This is a genomic window from Streptomyces sp. NPDC002577 (assembly GCF_053594815.1).
The window spans coordinates 92,627-110,094 of sequence record NZ_JBSFWK010000030.1; the positions used below are offsets into that span (position 1 = coordinate 92,627).

Here is a 17,468-nt window from a genome sequence, read left to right on the forward strand (position 1 = left end):
TGGCGGGTGGCCGCGACGGTACGTCAGGGGGCGGCGGGCGGTTCGCCGGTCCCAGCTGTCTTGCCGGGAGCGGTTGCCTCGCCCGGACCGGCGGTCTCGGCCTGCGCGCGGCGGAACAGCAGGTCGTGGACCACATGCCCCTTGTCCAGCCCCTGCCCCTCGAAGCGCGTCAGGGGGCGGAAGTCGGGGCGGGGCGCGTAACCGCCGTGCTCCTGGGTGTTCTCGAAGCCGGGGTGCGCGGTCAGTACCTCGAGCATCTGTTCGGCGTACGGCTCCCAGTCGGTCGCGCAGTGGAGCAGCGCGCCCGGCTTGAGGCGGGTCGCGGCGAGCGTGAGGAACTCCGGCTGGATGAGGCGGCGCTTGTGGTGCCGCTTCTTCGGCCAGGGGTCGGGGAAGTAGACACGCAGGCCGTCGAGGCACGCGGGCGGCAGCATCTCGCGGAGCAGGATGATCGCGTCGCCGTTCGCCACCCGGATGTTGGACAGGCCGTTCCGGTCGGCGAGATTGAGCAGATTGCCCTGGCCGGGGGTGTGCACGTCCACGGCGAGGATGCCGGTACCGGGGTCGGCGGCGGCCATCTGCGCGGTGGCCTCGCCCATGCCGAAGCCGATCTCCAGTACGACGGGGTTGTCGCTGCCGAAGAGCTCGGCGAGGTCGAGGGTGCGCTGCCCGTCGATGTCCAGGCCCCACTTGGGCCACAGCCGCTTCAGGGCGTCTGCCTGGCCACTGGTGACCCGGCTCCGGCGGGGTTGGAAGCTGCGGATGCGCCGCTCGAAGTGGGAGCCCGCGGGGTCGGGCGCGGGGCCGGTCCCCTCGGGGAACATGCGCTTCCCGGGGCGCCGGTGTTCCGGGGCGCCCGCCTGCTGCTTCTCGTCGTACTCGTACACAGTGGGATCGATTCTACGGAGGTTCGCCGTGGGCTCCGGTTCGGCGCTGGGCCGGCGCTGGGCCGGGCTCCGGGTCGGCCAGCGGGCCGGCGCCGGGACAGCGCTGGGCCGGCACGTCAGCCGCGCGCCAACGCAGCGAGCGCCCGCCGGGCCACCTCCCGCCCGACAGGCAGGGAAGCCGTGGCCGCGGGAGAGGGCGCGTTCAGCACATGCACGGCCCGCACACCTTCCCGGATGAGGAAGTCGTCCACCAGCGACCCGTCCCGCAGGACGGCCTGCGCCCGCACCCCGCTGGGGGCCGGCACCAGGTCGTCCTCAGTCACTGCGGGCAGCAGCCGCCGCACCGCGGCGGTGAACGCCGACTTCGACACCGAGCGCCGCAGCTCCCCCGCCCCGTACCGCCAGTGCCGGCGGGCTATGCGCCATGATCCGGGCCAGGTGAGCGTCCCTCCCAGCTCCCGGGCGCGCACCGTGCCCCAGTCGTACCCCTCGCGGGCCAGCGCGGGCACCGCGTTCGGACCGATGTGCACGCCTCCGTCGATGCCGCGCGTGAGGTGCACGCCGAGGAAGGGGAAGGCCGGATCGGGCACCGGATAGACCAGGCCCTGCACGAGCTCGGGCCGCGCCAGCTCGTAGTACTCGCCGCGGAACGGGATGATCCGCATCCCTGGGTCGTCGCCCGTGAGCCGTGCCACCTCGTCGCAGTGCAGTCCCGCGCAGTTCACCAGGACCCGCCCGCGGACCACTGTGCCGTCGGCCGCACGGACGGCGACGCCGAGGTCCGCCCGCCGGTCGATGCCCGTGATCTCCGCGCCGTACCGGATCTCCGCGCCGGACGCCTCCGCGAGCCGCTGTGCGACCGCCGTGAAGTCGCAGACGCCCGTCGTGCCGACGTGGATCGCGGCGAGGCCCCGCACCTCGGGCTCCAGCTCCGCGATCTGGGCCGGGCCCAGCTCGCGCACCGGAATGCCGTTCTCCCGGCCGCGCTGCACGAGCGCGTGCAGCCGCGGCAGCTCCGATCGGTCCGTGGCCACGATCAGCTTGCCGGTCACGGCGTGCGCGATGTCGTACTCGGCGCAGAACTTGACCATCTCGGTGGCGCCCTTGACCGCATAGCGGGCCTTGAGCGAGTCCGGGCGGTAGTAGATCCCGCTGTGGATCACGCCGCTGTTGCGCCCCGTCTGGTGCCGGGCGGGGCCCGGCTCCTTCTCCAGCACCGTGACGCGTGTGCCTGGTGCGGCCCGCGTGATCGCATACGCCGTCGACAGGCCGACGATCCCGCCGCCGATCACCAGCACGTCGCAGTCGAGCGCGCCGCGCGCCCCTCGCATGCCTGCCGCCGTCACCACGTCCCTCACCTCCTCCCCCGATAGTGCACTGCGCCACTGACAATGCGCTCAAACCCCGGAGGTGAGGCGACCCAATGGGTTCTTAAGACCGCTAGGCCGGGGCCATCAGCAGCGGCCGGGCCCGTTCGCGCAGCTCCACGACCCGGGGCTCGTCGCCGTACGGCTCCAGCCGGTGCAGCAGATCCTTCACGTACTCCGTCGTCCGCGCCGACGATATGCGTCCCGCGACCTCCACCGCGCGTACGCCCTGCTCGCAGGCCGCGTCCAGGTTGCCGGACTCCAGCTCGGCCACGGCGGACACGACGAGGCGCAGTCCGTGCGAGCGCACGAACTCCTCCGTGGGACGGGACAGGGCCTGCTCCGTGAAGCGGCGGACCTGGCGGGGCGCCTTCAGGTCGCGGTAGCACTCGGCGGCGTCGGCCGCGAACCGGTCGTAGGAGTAGAAGCCGAGCCAGCTCGGATCGTTGTCGCCGTCGCGGGACCGTTCCAGCCAGCCCTCGGCCGCCCTCAGTGAGGCTCCTGCGGCCTGTGCGTCACCGGCGCGCGCGTGCGCGCGTGCCTCGACCAGCCGGAAGAAGCTCATGGTGCGGGCCGTGGCCAGGCCGCGGTTGCGTTCGAGGGCGGCCTGGGCGAGGTCGACGCCCTCGTCGCCGAAGCCGCGGTAGGTGGCCTGGAGGGACATCGACGCGAGGACGTAGCCGCCGAGGGGCACGTCCGCCGCCGCGCGGGCGAGGCGTAAGGCCTGGATGTAGTAGCGCTGGGCGGCCTCCTGCTGACCGGTGTCGAACGCCATCCAGCCCGCCAGCCGCGTCAGTTCGGCGGACGCGCCGAACAGGGCGCGGCCCACCTCGTCCGAGTACGAGCCGAGCAGCAGGGGCGCCGCCTCGACCCGCAGGCACTCGGGGACCATCGATGAACGCCAGTCGCCGCCGCCGTACTTGGAGTCCCAGCGGCGGGCGTCCTCGGCGGCCTCCCGGAGCTTCTGCACATCGCTGTGGCCGACCTTGAGCGGCGGGCCCGTACTCTCGCTGTTCTCGGTGCCCTCGGGGGTGTTCGCCTCGCGTGCGACCGACGAGTCCGCGGGGGTGATCAGCCAGCGGGACGCGGGCGTCGCGTACGCGCTCACGGCGAAGGAGCCCGCGAGCGACTGCCAGATGCCGCCGCTGCCGGCCCGCCGGCCCGCGAGATCGAGCCGGTACAGATCGGTCGCCGACCTGACGGCGGCCCCTACGTCGCGCGGGAAGGCGAGACCCACCTCCGGCGCGGGGTCCGCGTCCGCCAGGCCGATCTCCTGGAGCGGCACCGGGCGGCCGAGCTTCTGGCCGATGGCGGCGGCGATCAGATGCGGGGCGGCGCCCTGCGGCACCATGCCCTTCGACACCCACCGGGCCACCGACGTCTTGTCGTAGCGGAGTGTCAGACCGCGTTGGGCGCCGAGGTCGTTGACCCTCCGCGCCAGTCCCGCGTTGCTGATTCCCGCGAGGGCGAGAACGGTGCCGAGCTTTTCGTTCGGCCCGCGTTGCTCCCTGGACATGCGCCACCCCTCGACACAAGACGGCTGCCGCGCCGGGCATTGGCACGCGGCATTCGTGCTGCGCTGTCCCGGGAAGCAAACCCGCGACGGCTCAGCCGCGAGCCCCGGATCCGGCCGCAAGAGCGAACGGCCGGGCCCCGGGGAATATGCCTCCCGCGAAACGCAGGCATACACAGCGTAGTTCGCTGCATCCCAAGCGTTAAGAGGCATAGGTCCGGATGGCGAGATTATGGTCCGTGCGAAGGGAAACGGGCCGTGATCCGCGTGCTCCGCCCGTGTGGCCGTGCGCCCGTCCGTGCGCTCTTCTCCGGCCACAGCGGGAGCGCTTCCATGGATCGTGCGTGGGTCGGCTCGCTGTACTGGATCCAGCGGGCTGGGGGACACCGCCGCCTTCATCCCCGCGGGTGGCGGACCGGTCCGGGAGGCGAACTCCGCCTCCCGGACTGTGCGTTGTGCCCACATGATGGAGAGTTGTGAACATCCCCGGCTGAATTGGCCGAATCCAGTCTGTGCGTCATCCCTGCACACACCCGTTGGGTGCTGCAAATGTGCGCCTCGCTTGCCTGCGCCTTCACCGCTCAACTCCGGCCCCGGGCCGTCTCGGTGGGGGCTTGCCAGGGGCGCATGCCGGGGGGCTCGAGCACGCCCGTAACGCCCTCCGTGCGCCTCCTTCGTGGCAGCATGGTGCCAGGACGAGTGAGTCCGAGGTCGCGCCTGCCCCGCGCCGCGGGGCCCGCCCTCCGGGCGGACGTCGCGACCTCGGACTCACTCGTCGGTTCGTACGGTGCACTGGTTGTCCACAGCCTGTGGAGGCGGCGATGCGGTGGTTGGTGGGGTGGAGCAGTGCCGCCGCTGGGTCCGCCGGTGCGGGCTCCGCCGGCACCACCGGGATCGACGGGGAAACCGTTCACCCCGTGGGCTCCCAGCTGCTGTGGGGCGACCCTGATCCGCTGTGGGCGGTGGGGGACTGGCGCCCCGACGAGGTGCGTGTCGTCAAGGCCGACGCCCAGACCCGGATCGCGGTCCTCGGCGCCTGCGGAGCCTCCGACGAGCAGCTCAAGGTGGCCCTGTTCGCGGCGCGCGGCGGCGCACTGCGGCATCTGACCGCATGGTCCGGCAGCTACACGGCGGTCGTCCAGGTCGGCCGGCGCGTCACCATTGCGGGTGATCTCGCGGGCGTGCGCCCCGTCTTCCACACGCCATGGGCGGGCGGCACGGCGTACGCGACGGCGGCCCTGCCGCTCGCCGACCTCATCGAGGCCCATCTCGACATCGGCCACCTCGCGGCCCTGCTCGCCGCCCCCGACGTACCGGAGGCGCTGCACGACTCGACGCCGTACCAGGGCGTACGGCGCATTCCGCCCGGTCATGCGCTGATCCTGCGGGCCGGTTCCCGGGAGATCGCCGGCTACGAGCCCGTGGCATCGCTCGCCGTCGCGGCGCCCGCCGCCGACGCGGCCGGCGCGGTGGACGGCGTACGCGACGCCCTCGTGGAGGCCGTACGCACGCGCCTCACCGCGCCGCGCCATGTGCCCGGAGCGGACATCGACCCCGGTCCGGTCCCCGGCATGGGCCCCGCCGACCGGCGTGCGGCCCGCGGCATGCCCGTGCCCGGAATCGGCGCCGACCTCTCCGGAGGACCCGCCTCCGGAACCCTCGCCCTGCTCGCGGCGGGGCTGCCCGGCATGCCCGGCACCGTCCTGGGCCACGGCACCGGTGCGGGGGAGCGGCTGCTGGCCGTGACGTTCAACGACCTGGCGACGGGCGGCCGCGAGGCCGAACTGGAGCGTGCCGGGGCCATCGCTGCCAATCCGCGCCTGCACCACGTCGTCGTCACGGGCGGCGAAGAGACCCTCCCTTACGTCGACTTGGACGCGCCGCTGACCGACGAGCCGGGTCCGTCCCTGGTGACGGCCGCCCGCCATCGCGCGCGGCTCACCTCCGGCAGCGCCGACCACCTCACGGGCTACGGCGCCCGCCAGGTCATGGACGCCCACCCGGCCCGCCTAGCCGACCTCCTCATGGACCGCAAGCGTCGCCATCTGGTGAAGCCGGTGGCCGCGCTGACCAAGGCCGACGGTTCGGTGATGGTCCCCGCGCGCGTGTACGCCGCGGCACGGCGGCTCGCCCGTACGCCGTACCGCGCGGGCGTCGAAGGGCTCGCCGACCTGCTGCTGCACCGCAGGTTCGACGAGCCGGGCGGTCCCGTGGGGGCCTCGCTCGCCGCCCTCGCCTGGGGCAGACCCGGGCCGGCCGCGCGTTGGCTGACCGGTGAGGCGCTCGCTGAAGTATCGGTTCGTCTTCAGGACACGGTGATCCGTCCGGGAGCCGGGCCCGGACAGCGCCCCGGCGACTTCCGCGCCCGCGCCGCGCTCGCCCGCCACGCCGCCGACCTCCGGATCCTGGAACAGGCCGCGGAGATCCGCTTCCAGCGCCTCCACGCCCCCTTCCTCGACAACCAGGTCGTCCGCGCGTGCCGGGCCCTGCCCGAGGCCCTGCGCGTCCAGCCGGGCGCCCGCGCCTCGATTCTCCGTACGGTCCTCGAGGGCGCCGGAGTGTCCGATCTGCCGCCCGGCTGGGGCGCCCCCTCGCACGCCTCGTCGGCCGCCGCCGCCCGTATCGGCCTGCGCGTCGCCGTCGACGAGCTGATCGCCCTCTTCGACACGCCGCTGCTCGCCCAGGCGGGCCTGGTCGAGGCCCGCGTCGTACGGAAGGCCCTGCGTGCCGCCGCCCAGGGTGAGCCCCTCCCGCTGGACGGCCTGGCCGACCTGGTCTCCCTCGAACTGTGGCTCCGCCGCATCGTGGCCCGCCGCGGCACCTGCTGGACGGGGACGCCGGCGCGGCAGCGGGCGGTGCCCACAGGGACGGTGCGGCCGCAGAGGGGGGCGCTGGGGGCGGCGGGCAGGCCGTAGGGGCCGGAGGCCGCCGGTGGGCAGCTGGTGGGCAGCTGGTGTGGGCGTACCGGCAGCGGACGCACTCGGTCGATTCAGGTCAAACCGGTCGAGGCGCACCGGCGAACCGTAAACCGCAGGACCGGCCCGACGCGCCGGGCGAGAATGAGGCGGTGCGGTACCGAATCCTGGGCGTCACAGAGGCGCAGACCGAAGAGGGCGCCCCCGTGCCTGTCGGCGGTGCCCGTCTCCGCGCGCTCCTCGCCGCCCTGGCCCTCCGCGCGGGCCGCCCGGTCCCCGTCGATGTGCTGATCGACGAGGTGTGGGCCGACGAACCTCCGTACGACGCCCCCGCCGCCCTGCAGGCGCTCGTCGGCCGCCTGCGCCGGGCGCTGGGCCGGGACGCCGTCGCCTCCGATCCTGGCGGCTACCGCCTCACCGCGTCGGCCGACGACATCGACCTGCACAGGTTCGAACGCCTGGTCCGCGAAGGCACTACGGCGCTGCACGCGCGCGATGCGGTGTCCGCCGCCCGTGTCCTGCGCGAGGCGCTGGCCCTGTGGTGCGGCCCCGCTCTCGCCGATCTGCCGGACCGCAGCGCCGCCACGCGCGTCGAGGCGCAGCGTTTGGAAGCCACACGCGCGCGTGCCGAGGCGGATCTGCTGCTGGGCCGGGCCTCCGCTCTCGTACCGGAGCTGCGCGAGCTCCTCACCGCGCATCCGTACGACGAGTCGCTGCACGCGCTGCTCATCCGCGCCCTGCGCGACGCGGGGCGCGGAGCGGACGCTCTCGCCGCGTACGAGGATGCCCGCCGCACTCTCGCGGACGGGCTCGGCGCCGATCCCGGTCCTGGACTGCGGGCTCTGCATACGGAATTGCTGGCGCCGGAAGGGGTGGGGCGGGCGGTGCCCGCCGGGGCTTCTGGCCCGGGTACGCGGAGAGCGCCTCATGAGGCGGCCGGGACCACCACGGCGATGCAAGCCGCCCACGGGGCCCAGGCGCCCGCGGAGTTCGCGCAGGCCGCTCAAGGGAAAACCGTGCCGGCCGCGCGCGGCGATTCCGCGCATGCCCTGACGCATGCCGTGACGCATGCCGTGCCCGGGGCGTCCGCAGAGGATGCGCGTGAGGGGGCTGTGCCCGGCGCCCCAGGTGCCGCCTCCCGCCGCCCCGAGCAGAAGGGCAACCTCCGGCCGCGGCTGAATTCGTTCGTCGGCAGGGAACCCGAACTCGGCGCCATCCGTTCTGACCTGCAGGGAGCGCGCCTGGTCACCCTCACCGGACCCGGTGGCTCGGGCAAGACCCGTCTCGCAGAGGAAGCCGCCGCAGGGCACGCCGATGCGTGGCTGGTCGAGCTGGCCCCGCTCGACCGGCCCGAGGCGGTCCCGGGCGCCGTCGTCAGTGCGCTCGGCCTGCGCGAGACGGTGCTGATGACGAGCGAGCTGATGGCACCGCAGGACGACCCCGTCGCCCTGCTCGTCGAGTATTGCGCGCCGCGAGGACTGCTCCTGATCCTTGACAACTGCGAACACGTCATCGACGCCGCCGCCCGGCTCGCCGAGACCCTGCTGACCCGCTGCCCGGACCTCACCGTGCTGGCCACGAGCCGCGAACCCCTCGGTGTACCGGGTGAATCCGTGCGCCCCGTCGAGCCGCTTCCGCCCGACCCGGCGCACCGCCTCTTCACCGAGCGGGCCACGGCGGTGCGTCCGGGCTTCGCCGCCACCGCGGACGCCGACGCGGAGGCCGTCGCGGAGATCTGCCGCCGTCTCGACGGTCTGCCGCTCGCCATCGAGCTGGCCGCCGCCCGGCTGCGGATGCTCACCCCGCGGCAGATCGCCGACCGCCTCGACGACCGCTTCCGCCTCCTCACCAGCGGAAGCCGTACGGCACTGCCGCGTCAGCAGACCCTGCGGGCCGTCGTCGACTGGTCCTGGGACCTGCTCGACGAGCGTGAACGAACGGTTCTGCGAGAGGTGTCCGTCTTCGCCGGCGGCTGGGACCTCGCGGCCGCGGAGGCCGTCTGCACGGGACCGGCCGCCGACGTCGTGGGCGCGCTCGTCGACAAGTCCCTCGTGGTCGCCACGCCCTGCGCGAGGGACGAGGACGGCATGCGGTACCGCATGCTCGAAACCATCCACGAGTACGCGTCCGAGCGTGCCGCCGAGGCCCCGGAGCCGCGCGCCGCCGCAGAGCGCCGCCACTCGGCGTACTTCCGTGCGCTCCTCGAGAAGGCCGACCCCCTCCTGCGCTCCGCCGAACAACTGCCCTGGATCCAGCGGATGGAGGCCGAGCTCGACAACATCCGCGCGGCCCTGCACCGGGCGATCGAGACCGGCGACGAGGAACAGGCGTGCGCGCTGGCCCTCGGCATCGGCTGGTTCTGGTGGCTGCGCAACTTCCGCAGGGAGGGCATCGAGTGGCTCGAGCGCGTCCTGCGCATGAGCGCGGCCACGGACGTGCGGGACGCGCGTTCTCCGTGGTGGGCGGAGCTCCCGCCAGACCCGGCAGGCGGGGCACAGGCCGGCCTCGCCCCGGCCTCCGGCCGGCAGGAGGACGACCCCCTTTACTGGCCCCGGATGAGCCTGCGCATCCTGCATTTCTTCCTCGTGGCGGATTCCAGGCCCGCCGACATGCTGACCAGTGAGCGGGTGCGTGAGTACATCGCGCGGATGGCGCGAGCCTTCGAGAAGCCCGTCCCCGCCGCGGCCCGCTTTCCCGGCCTGATCTGGCCCTTCACCTACTACATCCTCGGCGGGCGCCAGGATGTCCACCAGGCCCTGGACGTGGCGATCGCCAACTGCCGCCGCTTCGGCGGGGACTGGGAGGTCGCGGTCCTGCTGATGATGCGTACGCACACGGTCGTCGACTCACCCGGCGGCGTGGACGCCATCGACGACGACCTTGCGGAGCTGCGGACACTGAGCCGTCGCGTGGGTGACCGCTGGGTGCGCGCCCAGGTGTCCAGCGCCGCGGGTGAGGCGGCGATGGCCCGCAGCCGCTTCGACGAGGCCAAGGAGCAGTACGAGGAGGCACTGCGGCTCGCGTACGAGGTGGGTGCCTACATGGAGACGCCCTTCCTGATCGCACGGCTGGCGGAGATCGCCTTCCGCTCCGGTGACCGGGAAGCGGCGTGGAAGGCCCTCGACGAGGCGAACTCCGAAGCGGATCGGCACGCGGTCACGGACTCGCGTGCCTTCGTCCGGATGCTGGCCGCCATGATGGCGCTGGACGAGGGCGATGCCGCACGCGCCCGCGCCCTGTACGACGCAGCACGCGAGGAGGCCATGCGCGGCACGCCACCGCCGCACTTCATCGCCGGTCTGGAGGCTGTCGACGCCCGGATCGTCGCCGTCGAGTCGGGACCCGGGCTCGCGCTGCCGCGGATGGCCGCGACCCTGCGCGAGGCGGTCGCGAGCGGCTGCGCGGAGGCGGTGACGGCAGCGCTCGTGGACGGCGCGGCCGCCCTCCTGGGGCGGCTCGGCGACCATGTACGGGCGACCCGGCTGCTCGCCGCCGGGGCGCACTGGCGCGGCGGCCACCCCCGTCCGATGCCGGACCGGGCCGAGGCCGAGGCGGTCGCCGCCGACGCCCTCGCCGCGCTCGGCCGGCGGCGCTACGAGGCCGAGTACGAGGCAGGGGCGGGCCTTACGGCCGACGGCGTGCTCGCCGAACTGGCGGCGGCCACGGCTTCGTAAGACCGGGCACGGTTCGGCTGCGCGCCGCGGTTCCGCTGTGCCCACCCTCCCGCATTGCCTTAAGGGCATGGGAGGTGCCCCCATCGCCCCAGAGGAACGACTGCCCACAGCGGAACCGGTTCTGTCACGCCGGCCGCGACCGCAACCCCTCCAGCAGAATGTCCAGCAGCCGCGCGGAAGCCGCCGCCTGCTGGTCCGGGTCCGGCAGTGCGGGCGCGGCCGTGGCTATCACCAGCAGTACGTCGGCCACGGTCACGTCCGCGCGCAGCTCGCCCGCCGCCCGCGCCCGCTCCACGAGCCGGCCGACGACGTCGAGCAGTTCCGCCGCGCCCGCGTCGCCCTGCTCGTCGGTCTCCGCCGTCCGCTGCTCGACCAGCCGCAGCTCAGGGTGCGCCGGCTGGGGGGAGCGCTGCTGCGGCAGCCGCGTCTCGTCCAGCCCGGCGGCGGCACCCGCGCCCGCAGCCGTACCGGCACTCGCAGAGGCCTCGTCCCCGGCGACACGCACCCGCAGCACCTGCGGCGGCAGCAGCCTGCCGGCTCCGGAGGCCACGGACGTACGAAGGAAGCGCGACAGCGCGGACCACGGCTCGTCCTCCTGGCCGAGCGCCGCACGGGCCTGCTCGGTGAGCCGGGAGGTCTCCTCCTCGGCTATGCGCCGTACCAGGACCTCCTTGCTGGGGAACCGCCGGTAGACCGTGCCGACTCCGACCCGGGCCCGGCGTGCCACGTCCTCCATCGGCGCGCCGTACCCCAGCTCGCCGAAGACCTCGCGTGCCGCGCGCAGCACGTGTTCCAGATTGCGCTGAGCGTCCACGCGCAGCGGCGTCGTGCGCCCTGCGTCGCCCACCGCACGCCCGGTCCCGACGTGCGAGCCGTGCGCTCCATGCCTGCCGTGCGAACCCGCCGCTGCGAAAGCGGATGCGGACGACCAATGAGAATCCTGAATATGCATGAGTGTTCCCCCGGTAATGACGTCTCCCCCCGGAGACTTCTCCCCGCCATTGGCAGCCGGAGCGCACAAGGCACACGCGTGGTCCCGCGAGCCCGCTCGCCGGACCCGCCGTGAGCATCCCCCACACTCCGACGACACACGAACATAGTTGAGCCGGAGTCAATTCAGAAGAGGGACGTTCCGCGCGGTGCGTACCACGATCGGAGTACGTACCGGTTCCACCCCGATTGCACCCCAGCGCTTCCCGTAGCGCCATCGGCTGACCTGCAGTTCTTCCGGGGAGTCCGGCAAATCGCCCAACTGTGACCGCTCGCCCTGACCGGTCACATAATTTGCCGGGACTGTGGACAAACGCCGGTGACGGGTGCGTCATGGGATGGTGAACGCTGCGATCAATGACGAGACACAGCATCCGACAGCCGGTGGGCGGCGGGCCGAATCCCCCGAACGCGCGCGCATTCTCGTCGTGGGCGGGGGCTATGTCGGGATGTACACGGCTCTGCGTCTGCAGCGCAAACTGAAACCCGAGCTCCAGCGGGACGAGGTCGAGATCGTCGTCGTGACGCCCGACCCCTATATGACGTACCAGCCCTTCCTGCCCGAGGCGGCCGCCGGCTCCATCTCGCCCCGGCATGTCGTGGTGCCGCTGCGGCGCATCCTCGACGGCTGCCGCGTCGTCGTCGGCGAGGCCCGGTCGATCGACCACGCCAAGCGCACCGCGACCCTCACCACCCTCGCGAGCGACGAGGAGGGCGCGGGCGCCATCACCCTCACGTACGACGAACTGGTCCTGGCCCCCGGCTCCGTCTCGCGCACCCTCCCGGTCCCCGGCCTGGCCGACCACGCCATCGGCTTCAAGACGGTCGAGGAGGCCATCGGCCTGCGCAACCACGTCATCGAGCAGATGGACATCGCCTCCTCCACACGCGACCCGGCGATCCGCGACGCGGCGCTCACCTTCGTCTTCGTCGGCGGCGGGTACGCGGGCGTGGAGGCCCTCGCCGAGCTCGAGGACATGGCCCGCTACACCGCGCGGTACTACCACAACGTCAAGCCCGAGGACATGAAGTGGATCCTCGTCGAGGCGACGAACCGCATCCTCCCCGAAGTCGGCGAGGAGATGGGCAAGTACGCCGTCCGTGAGCTGCGCCGCCGCAACATCGACGTACGTCTGGAGACCCGCCTCGAGTCCTGCGAGGACCGGGTCGCCGTGCTCAGCGACGGTGCGCGCTTCCCGACCCGTACGGTCGTGTGGACCGCCGGCGTCAAGCCGCACCCGATCCTGGCCGCCACCGACCTGCCGAAGAACGGCCGGGGCCGTCTCAAGTGCACTGCCCAGCTGAGCATCGAGGGCGTCACGCACGCGTGGGCGGCCGGAGACGCCGCCGCCGTCCCCGACGTCACCGCCGACGAGCCCGGCAAGGAGTGCGCTCCCAACGCCCAGCACGCGGTGCGCCAGGCGAGGGTCCTCGGCGACAACATCGCCGCCGCACTACGCGGTCAGCCCCTCCAGGAGTACGCCCACAAATACGCCGGATCGGTCGCGTCCCTGGGACTGCACAAGGGCGTCGCACACGTCTACGGACGCAAGCTGAAGGGCTATCCTGCCTGGTTCATGCACCGCGTCTACCACCTCAGCAGGGTGCCCACCTTCAACCGCAAGGCCCGCGTGCTCGCCGAATGGACCCTCTCCGGGCTCTTCAAGCGGGAGATCGTGTCGCTGGGTTCACTCGAACATCCCCGGGCGGAGTTCGAACTCGCGGCCGGTGGGAAGCCTCAGGACAACCCGAAGGGGTCGTCCTGAACGGAGGCAGGAACTCCAGCCAGTTGAACCGCGTCAGACGGATGTCGGTCCCGTCGGCCAGACTGGTCGCTGACCATGACCATGACCATGGCGATGCCGGACGGCCGTTCCCTCGCCCGCACCCGACATCACCTTGACATCACCAAGACATCTTGAGGCTTTCCCCAGTGCTGTATCTGTCCGGAGTACGCAGTCGCCGACCGCGGCTGTGCGGCGGTCCGGACCCCCGGCCGTTCAGGAGTGGGCCGAAGACGACGACACGAGGCATGAATCGGTGAACTTCACGCGCTGGAGCGCCCGGCTCCCCGGAACGCAGCGCCGCGCGGCAGCGCGGGCCGATGAGGCGGTCTCCCCGGCACCGCCCGCGGACGGAGGGGGCTCCGTTCCCGCGGCCCGCGCAGAACAGCTGACCGACACGGACGCACTTTGCGGAGCGCCCGCTGTGGACGACCTCCCGGTCCGCGAGGTCCTCGACCGGATCCCGGCCCTCGTCGCGCTCGTCCACGGCCCGGAGCACCGCATCGCCTACGTCAACGACGCCTACGCGGCGGCGTTCGGCACCCGCCCCGTCGGCGAACCCGCGCGCGAGGCCCTCCCCGAGCTCGGCGAGATCGGCCTGCTGCCGCTCCTCGACCAGGTGCTGCGCAGCTCCAGACCCCGCACCGTCAAGTCCCGCAAGGCCCCCGACGGCCGCTCGTACACGTTCACCTGCACGCCCGTGGACACCCTCGCCACCTCCGAAGGCGGCGGGGTCCTGATCTTCGCCGCCGACGTCACCGACCACGCGGAGGCCGCCGAACGGCTGCGTGCCAGCGAGCGCCGCCAGCGCGAAACCGCCGTCACCCTGCAAAGATCCCTGCTGCCCCAGGAGTTGGAGGAGCCCGACGACCTGCGCATCGCCGCCACGTACCAGCCGGGCGGCACCGACGCGGCCGTGGGCGGCGACTGGTACGACGTGATCACTCTCGGCGGCGGCCGCACCGCCCTCGTGATCGGCGACGTGATGGGCCGCGGTGTGCGCGCCGCTGCCGTCATGGGCCAGCTGCGCACGGCGGTCAGGGCGTACGCCCGCCTGGACCTGCCCCCGCACGAGGTGCTGCAGCTCCTTGACGGCCTCGCCGCCGAGATCGACCCGAACCAGATCGCCACCTGCGCATACGCCGTCCACGACCCCAACGAGGGCAAGCTCGTGTACGCCTCCGCGGGCCATCTGCCGATCCTCGTACGGGACGAGAAGGGCACCATCCACCGCGCCGGCGAACCCACCGGACCTCCGCTCGGCACCGGCGGCTGGATGCACGCCTCCGGCACCGTGCCGCTCGGCCCCGGCTCCACCGCCGTGCTCTACACGGACGGTCTCGTCGAGCGGCGCGGCGAGGACATCGACGAGGGCGTGGCCGCCCTGGAGAACGCCCTCGCCGGGGCGACCGGCACGCCGCAGGTGGTGTGCGACCGCCTCATCCGCACGGCGGGTGTCACCGCGGACCACGACGACGACGTCGCCGTACTCGTCCTGCAGCACCCCGCGCGCAGCGGCCCGGACGAGGAGCTCTTCCGCAACGCCGCGCTCGAACTGCTCGGCGGCGTGGAAGCAGCTCCACGCGCGCGTGCCTTCGCCTCCGGCGTCCTCACCAGCTGGCGCTTCCCGACCGAACTGCACGATCTGGGCGTCCTGGCCGCCAGCGAGCTCGTCGCCAACTCGCTCCAGCACGGCACCCCGCCGATGCGTCTGCGTCTGCGCCGCACCGATCGTCGCCTGATCGTCGAGGTGACCGACGGCAACGACAATCTGCCGCGCCGCCGCCGCGCCGAGCCCGCGGACGAGACGGGCCGCGGCATCTCCATCGTCGCCACGATCGCCTCGAACTGGGGATCGCGCCGCACACCCGGGGGCGGCAAGGCGGTGTGGTGCGAGTTCGCCCTGCCCAACCCCACGTAGTACGTCGTCCTCAGGCCGTACTCGTCGACTCAGGCGCCCGACGGCACCGGTTCGGCCGGCGCACCGCCCTGCGTCACCACCCGGCTCCTGGCGAGCGACGGCTGGTCCTGCACCGCGGTGAGCCGGCGGCCCAGCCGCAGCGCCAGCACCGAGATGCCCAGGGAGAAGAGCAGGAACGTCACGACGTACGGCATGTGCAGCGAAGCCCCCATCGGACCGCCGACGGCCGGACCGACCGCCAGCGCCAGCTGCTTCACCAGGGCGAAGGCCGAGTTGTACTGACCGACCATGCCCGTCGGAGCCAGATCCGCCACCAGCGGCGCGAGGGTCGGCGACAGCATCGCCTCACCCAGCCCGAACAGGGCGTACGTCGAGACGAACGCGGCCGTCGCCATGGCCTGGCTGCCGGGCCCGAGACCCGCGTACCCGGCGACCGCCCACGCGAACGCCCACAGGAGCCCCACGGACGCGATCACCCGGGACCGCCTGCGCCGTTCGACGAACTTCAGGACCGCGAACTGCGCGACCACGATCATCGCCGTGTTCGCCGCCAGAGCGATGCCCAGAGTCGACGCCGAGATCCCCGCGGCCTCCACGCCGTACGCGGACAGGCCCGACTCGAACTGCCCGTAGCAGGCGAAGAACAGCACGAACCCGAGCACACACAGCTGCACCATCGCGCGGTGCCGCAGCAGCGCCCGCACGCCGTTCCCGCCGGCCGCGGACTCGTCCCGCGGCACGGCACCCCGCAGAGCCGCCGTATCCGGCATCCGCACCGTGGCGGCGATCGCGGCCAGCACCAGGAACATCACGGCCTCGATCGAGAACAGCAGAGTGAAGCTGGCGGGCCGGTGCTCGTCGACGATCTGGCCGCCGATCAACCCGCCGATGCCGAGCCCCAGGTTCTGCAGGAAGAACTGCGTGGCGAAGGCACGCGTGCGCGTGCTCGTCTCCGCGCACCCCACGATCAGGGTCGCGAGCGCGGGCTGCATCACCGCGGTACCCGCGCCGAGCACCGCGGCCGACACGATCGCCGCGGCCTCGCCGCGCGCCAACCCGAGCGCCAGGGCGCCTGCGGACGCGATCAGCGAGGCCCCCACCAGCACCGGAAGCGGCCCGCGCCGGTCGAGAGCGCGCCCGGTGAAGGGCAGGACGACCAGGGCGGCGACGGCGAAGGCGGCGAGCACGACACCTGCCGCACTGGCCCCGAGGCCCCGCACCTGCGCCACATAGACATAAAGGAACGGAACCGTGAAGCCCACGCCGAACGCGCTCAGCGCGCTGCCGATCTGGATCCGGCGCATCGCTGCGCCCGTAGCCCTGGTCACTTTCCCCTCAACCCTGAAGACTTCGAACCTAAACTTAGAAGCTAAACAGTACAGGGTGAAGGACTTCAAAGCCAAGCGGGATCTGCGATACTGCGGACCATGGGCGACACCCCCGGCGTCTCTGAGCCGACCCTCGAAGAACAGATCGCCGCCTACCAGCGCGAATTCCAGGATCTCGACCCGCAGGTGGAGAAGATCGTCTCGGCCCTGGGGCGCCTCAACCGCCGCATGAACGTCGCTTACGGCCGCCAGACCGCAACGCTCGACATCAGCAACGCCGAGTGGGAGGTCCTCAAGGCCCTCGTCCTCTCCGGCGCGCCGTACCGAATGGGCCCGGGAGACCTCGCCAAGCGGCTCGGGCTCACGCCCGCCGCCATGACGCACCGAATCGACCGGATGGTGGCCGAGGGGCTGGTCACCCGAGAGCGGGACGAGTCCAACCGCGTACGGGTCATCGTCGAGCTCACGGCTGAGGGTCGCGAGAAGTGGCTCGAGGCCATGCGGCTCGCCTCCGTCTTCGAGGAGGAGCTGCTCCAGGACCTCTCCGCGGAGGAGCGCACCACCCTCGGCGAGGTGCTGACCCGTCTCCTGCGGCGTGTGGAGGCCGCTCAGCCGGATGCCGGCGGACGCCTCACCGACCTGGACTGATGTCGCCGACCAGCCCCGTCGAAAAAATCTTGACAGGGGTTGTTGACATCCCCATGGCCGATCCGTAAAGTTCTTCGGGTTGCCACGGAGCCGTAACGGTTCTCCGGCAACGCCTGTAGCCGCTCACGCGGCACCCCAAACCATCAGCACGAACTCCCAGTGGGACTGATTTCGGCGTGCCCGAATTCAATTCCAAGGCTCGATTATGAGTCGCGGGGAGAATCCGCTAAGGTTTAGGACGTCGGAACGGCCCAACGGCCGGGAAGACAGCCCACTCTGACTGGGAATCAGGCCCGAAAGGATCTGATAGAGTCGGAAACGCCGGAAAGGGAAACGCGAGAGCGAAAACCTGGAAAGCACCGAGGAAATCGGATCGGAAAGATCTGATAGAGTCGGAAACGCAAGACCGAAGGGAAGCGCCCGGAGGAAAGCCTGAGAGAG

Annotated in this window: 10 protein-coding genes; 5 read left to right on the top strand and 5 right to left on the bottom strand. The window is 72.4% G+C overall.

Going from position 1 to position 17,468, the window contains the following annotated elements; translation table 11 throughout:
• Positions 1–23: 23 nt before the first annotated feature.
• The 3 genes from trmB to ACWD4J_RS29800 all read right to left on the bottom strand — a co-directional run bounded on the left by trmB (position 24) and on the right by ACWD4J_RS29800 (position 3,770).
• On the bottom strand, positions 24–824 hold the full coding sequence (trmB, locus tag ACWD4J_RS29790) for a tRNA (guanosine(46)-N7)-methyltransferase TrmB (protein WP_451398546.1): 801 nt from the start codon (positions 822–824) through the stop codon (positions 24–26).
• Positions 825–1,003: 179 nt separating this feature from the next.
• Positions 1,004–2,218, bottom strand: a complete 1,215-nt coding sequence (gene lhgO / locus ACWD4J_RS29795) for an L-2-hydroxyglutarate oxidase (RefSeq protein ID WP_451398547.1) — start codon at positions 2,216–2,218, stop codon at positions 1,004–1,006.
• Between the two features lie 109 nt (positions 2,219–2,327).
• On the bottom strand, positions 2,328–3,770 hold the full coding sequence (locus ACWD4J_RS29800; RefSeq protein WP_451398532.1) for an MFS transporter: 1,443 nt from the start codon (positions 3,768–3,770) through the stop codon (positions 2,328–2,330).
• Between the two features lie 818 nt (positions 3,771–4,588).
• Here ACWD4J_RS29800 and ACWD4J_RS29805 point away from each other — a divergent pair.
• Together ACWD4J_RS29805 and ACWD4J_RS29810 are read left to right on the top strand one after the other, a co-directional pair.
• Complete coding sequence (locus ACWD4J_RS29805) at positions 4,589–6,682, top strand: asparagine synthase-related protein (RefSeq protein ID WP_451398533.1); 2,094 nt, start codon at positions 4,589–4,591, stop codon at positions 6,680–6,682.
• Between the two features lie 152 nt (positions 6,683–6,834).
• Complete coding sequence (locus ACWD4J_RS29810; RefSeq protein ID WP_451398534.1) at positions 6,835–10,356, top strand: AfsR/SARP family transcriptional regulator; 3,522 nt, start codon at positions 6,835–6,837, stop codon at positions 10,354–10,356.
• Between the two features lie 124 nt (positions 10,357–10,480).
• Here the strand turns inward: ACWD4J_RS29810 and ACWD4J_RS29815 are convergent, their stop codons facing one another.
• On the bottom strand, positions 10,481–11,308 hold the full coding sequence (locus ACWD4J_RS29815; RefSeq protein ID WP_451398535.1) for a TetR/AcrR family transcriptional regulator: 828 nt from the start codon (positions 11,306–11,308) through the stop codon (positions 10,481–10,483).
• Between the two features lie 376 nt (positions 11,309–11,684).
• Here ACWD4J_RS29815 and ACWD4J_RS29820 point away from each other — a divergent pair, with 376 nt between their 5' ends.
• Positions 11,685–13,112, top strand: a complete 1,428-nt coding sequence (locus ACWD4J_RS29820) for an NAD(P)/FAD-dependent oxidoreductase (RefSeq protein ID WP_451398536.1) — start codon at positions 11,685–11,687, stop codon at positions 13,110–13,112.
• Between the two features lie 274 nt (positions 13,113–13,386).
• Positions 13,387–15,051, top strand: a complete 1,665-nt coding sequence (locus ACWD4J_RS29825; RefSeq protein WP_451398537.1) for an ATP-binding SpoIIE family protein phosphatase — start codon at positions 13,387–13,389, stop codon at positions 15,049–15,051.
• A 29-nt stretch (positions 15,052–15,080) separates the two neighbouring features.
• Here the strand turns inward: ACWD4J_RS29825 and ACWD4J_RS29830 are convergent, their stop codons facing one another.
• On the bottom strand, positions 15,081–16,355 hold the full coding sequence (locus ACWD4J_RS29830) for an MFS transporter (RefSeq protein ID WP_451398538.1): 1,275 nt from the start codon (positions 16,353–16,355) through the stop codon (positions 15,081–15,083).
• A 123-nt stretch (positions 16,356–16,478) separates the two neighbouring features.
• Here ACWD4J_RS29830 and ACWD4J_RS29835 point away from each other — a divergent pair, with 123 nt between their 5' ends.
• Positions 16,479–17,027 (top strand): MarR family winged helix-turn-helix transcriptional regulator, encoded by a 549-nt coding sequence (locus tag ACWD4J_RS29835; RefSeq protein WP_451398539.1) that lies wholly within the window; start codon positions 16,479–16,481, stop codon positions 17,025–17,027.
• Positions 17,028–17,468: the final 441 nt, after the last annotated feature.

What these genes read in the sequence shown, in the direction of transcription:
- trmB (WP_451398546.1), bottom strand. Translation starts at nt 824, where the DNA reads ATGTTCCCCGAGGGGACCGGCCCCGCGCCCGACCCCGCGGGCTCCCAC.
- lhgO (WP_451398547.1), bottom strand. Translation starts at nt 2,218, where the DNA reads ATGCGAGGGGCGCGCGGCGCGCTCGACTGCGACGTGCTGGTGATCGGC.
- ACWD4J_RS29800 (WP_451398532.1), bottom strand. Translation starts at nt 3,770, where the DNA reads ATGTCCAGGGAGCAACGCGGGCCGAACGAAAAGCTCGGCACCGTTCTC.
- ACWD4J_RS29805 (WP_451398533.1), top strand. Translation starts at nt 4,589, where the DNA reads ATGCGGTGGTTGGTGGGGTGGAGCAGTGCCGCCGCTGGGTCCGCCGGT.
- ACWD4J_RS29815 (WP_451398535.1), bottom strand. Translation starts at nt 11,308, where the DNA reads ATGCATATTCAGGATTCTCATTGGTCGTCCGCATCCGCTTTCGCAGCG.
- ACWD4J_RS29820 (WP_451398536.1), top strand. Translation starts at nt 11,685, where the DNA reads ATGGTGAACGCTGCGATCAATGACGAGACACAGCATCCGACAGCCGGT.
- ACWD4J_RS29830 (WP_451398538.1), bottom strand. Translation starts at nt 16,355, where the DNA reads ATGCGCCGGATCCAGATCGGCAGCGCGCTGAGCGCGTTCGGCGTGGGC.
- ACWD4J_RS29835 (WP_451398539.1), top strand. Translation starts at nt 16,479, where the DNA reads ATGGGCGACACCCCCGGCGTCTCTGAGCCGACCCTCGAAGAACAGATC.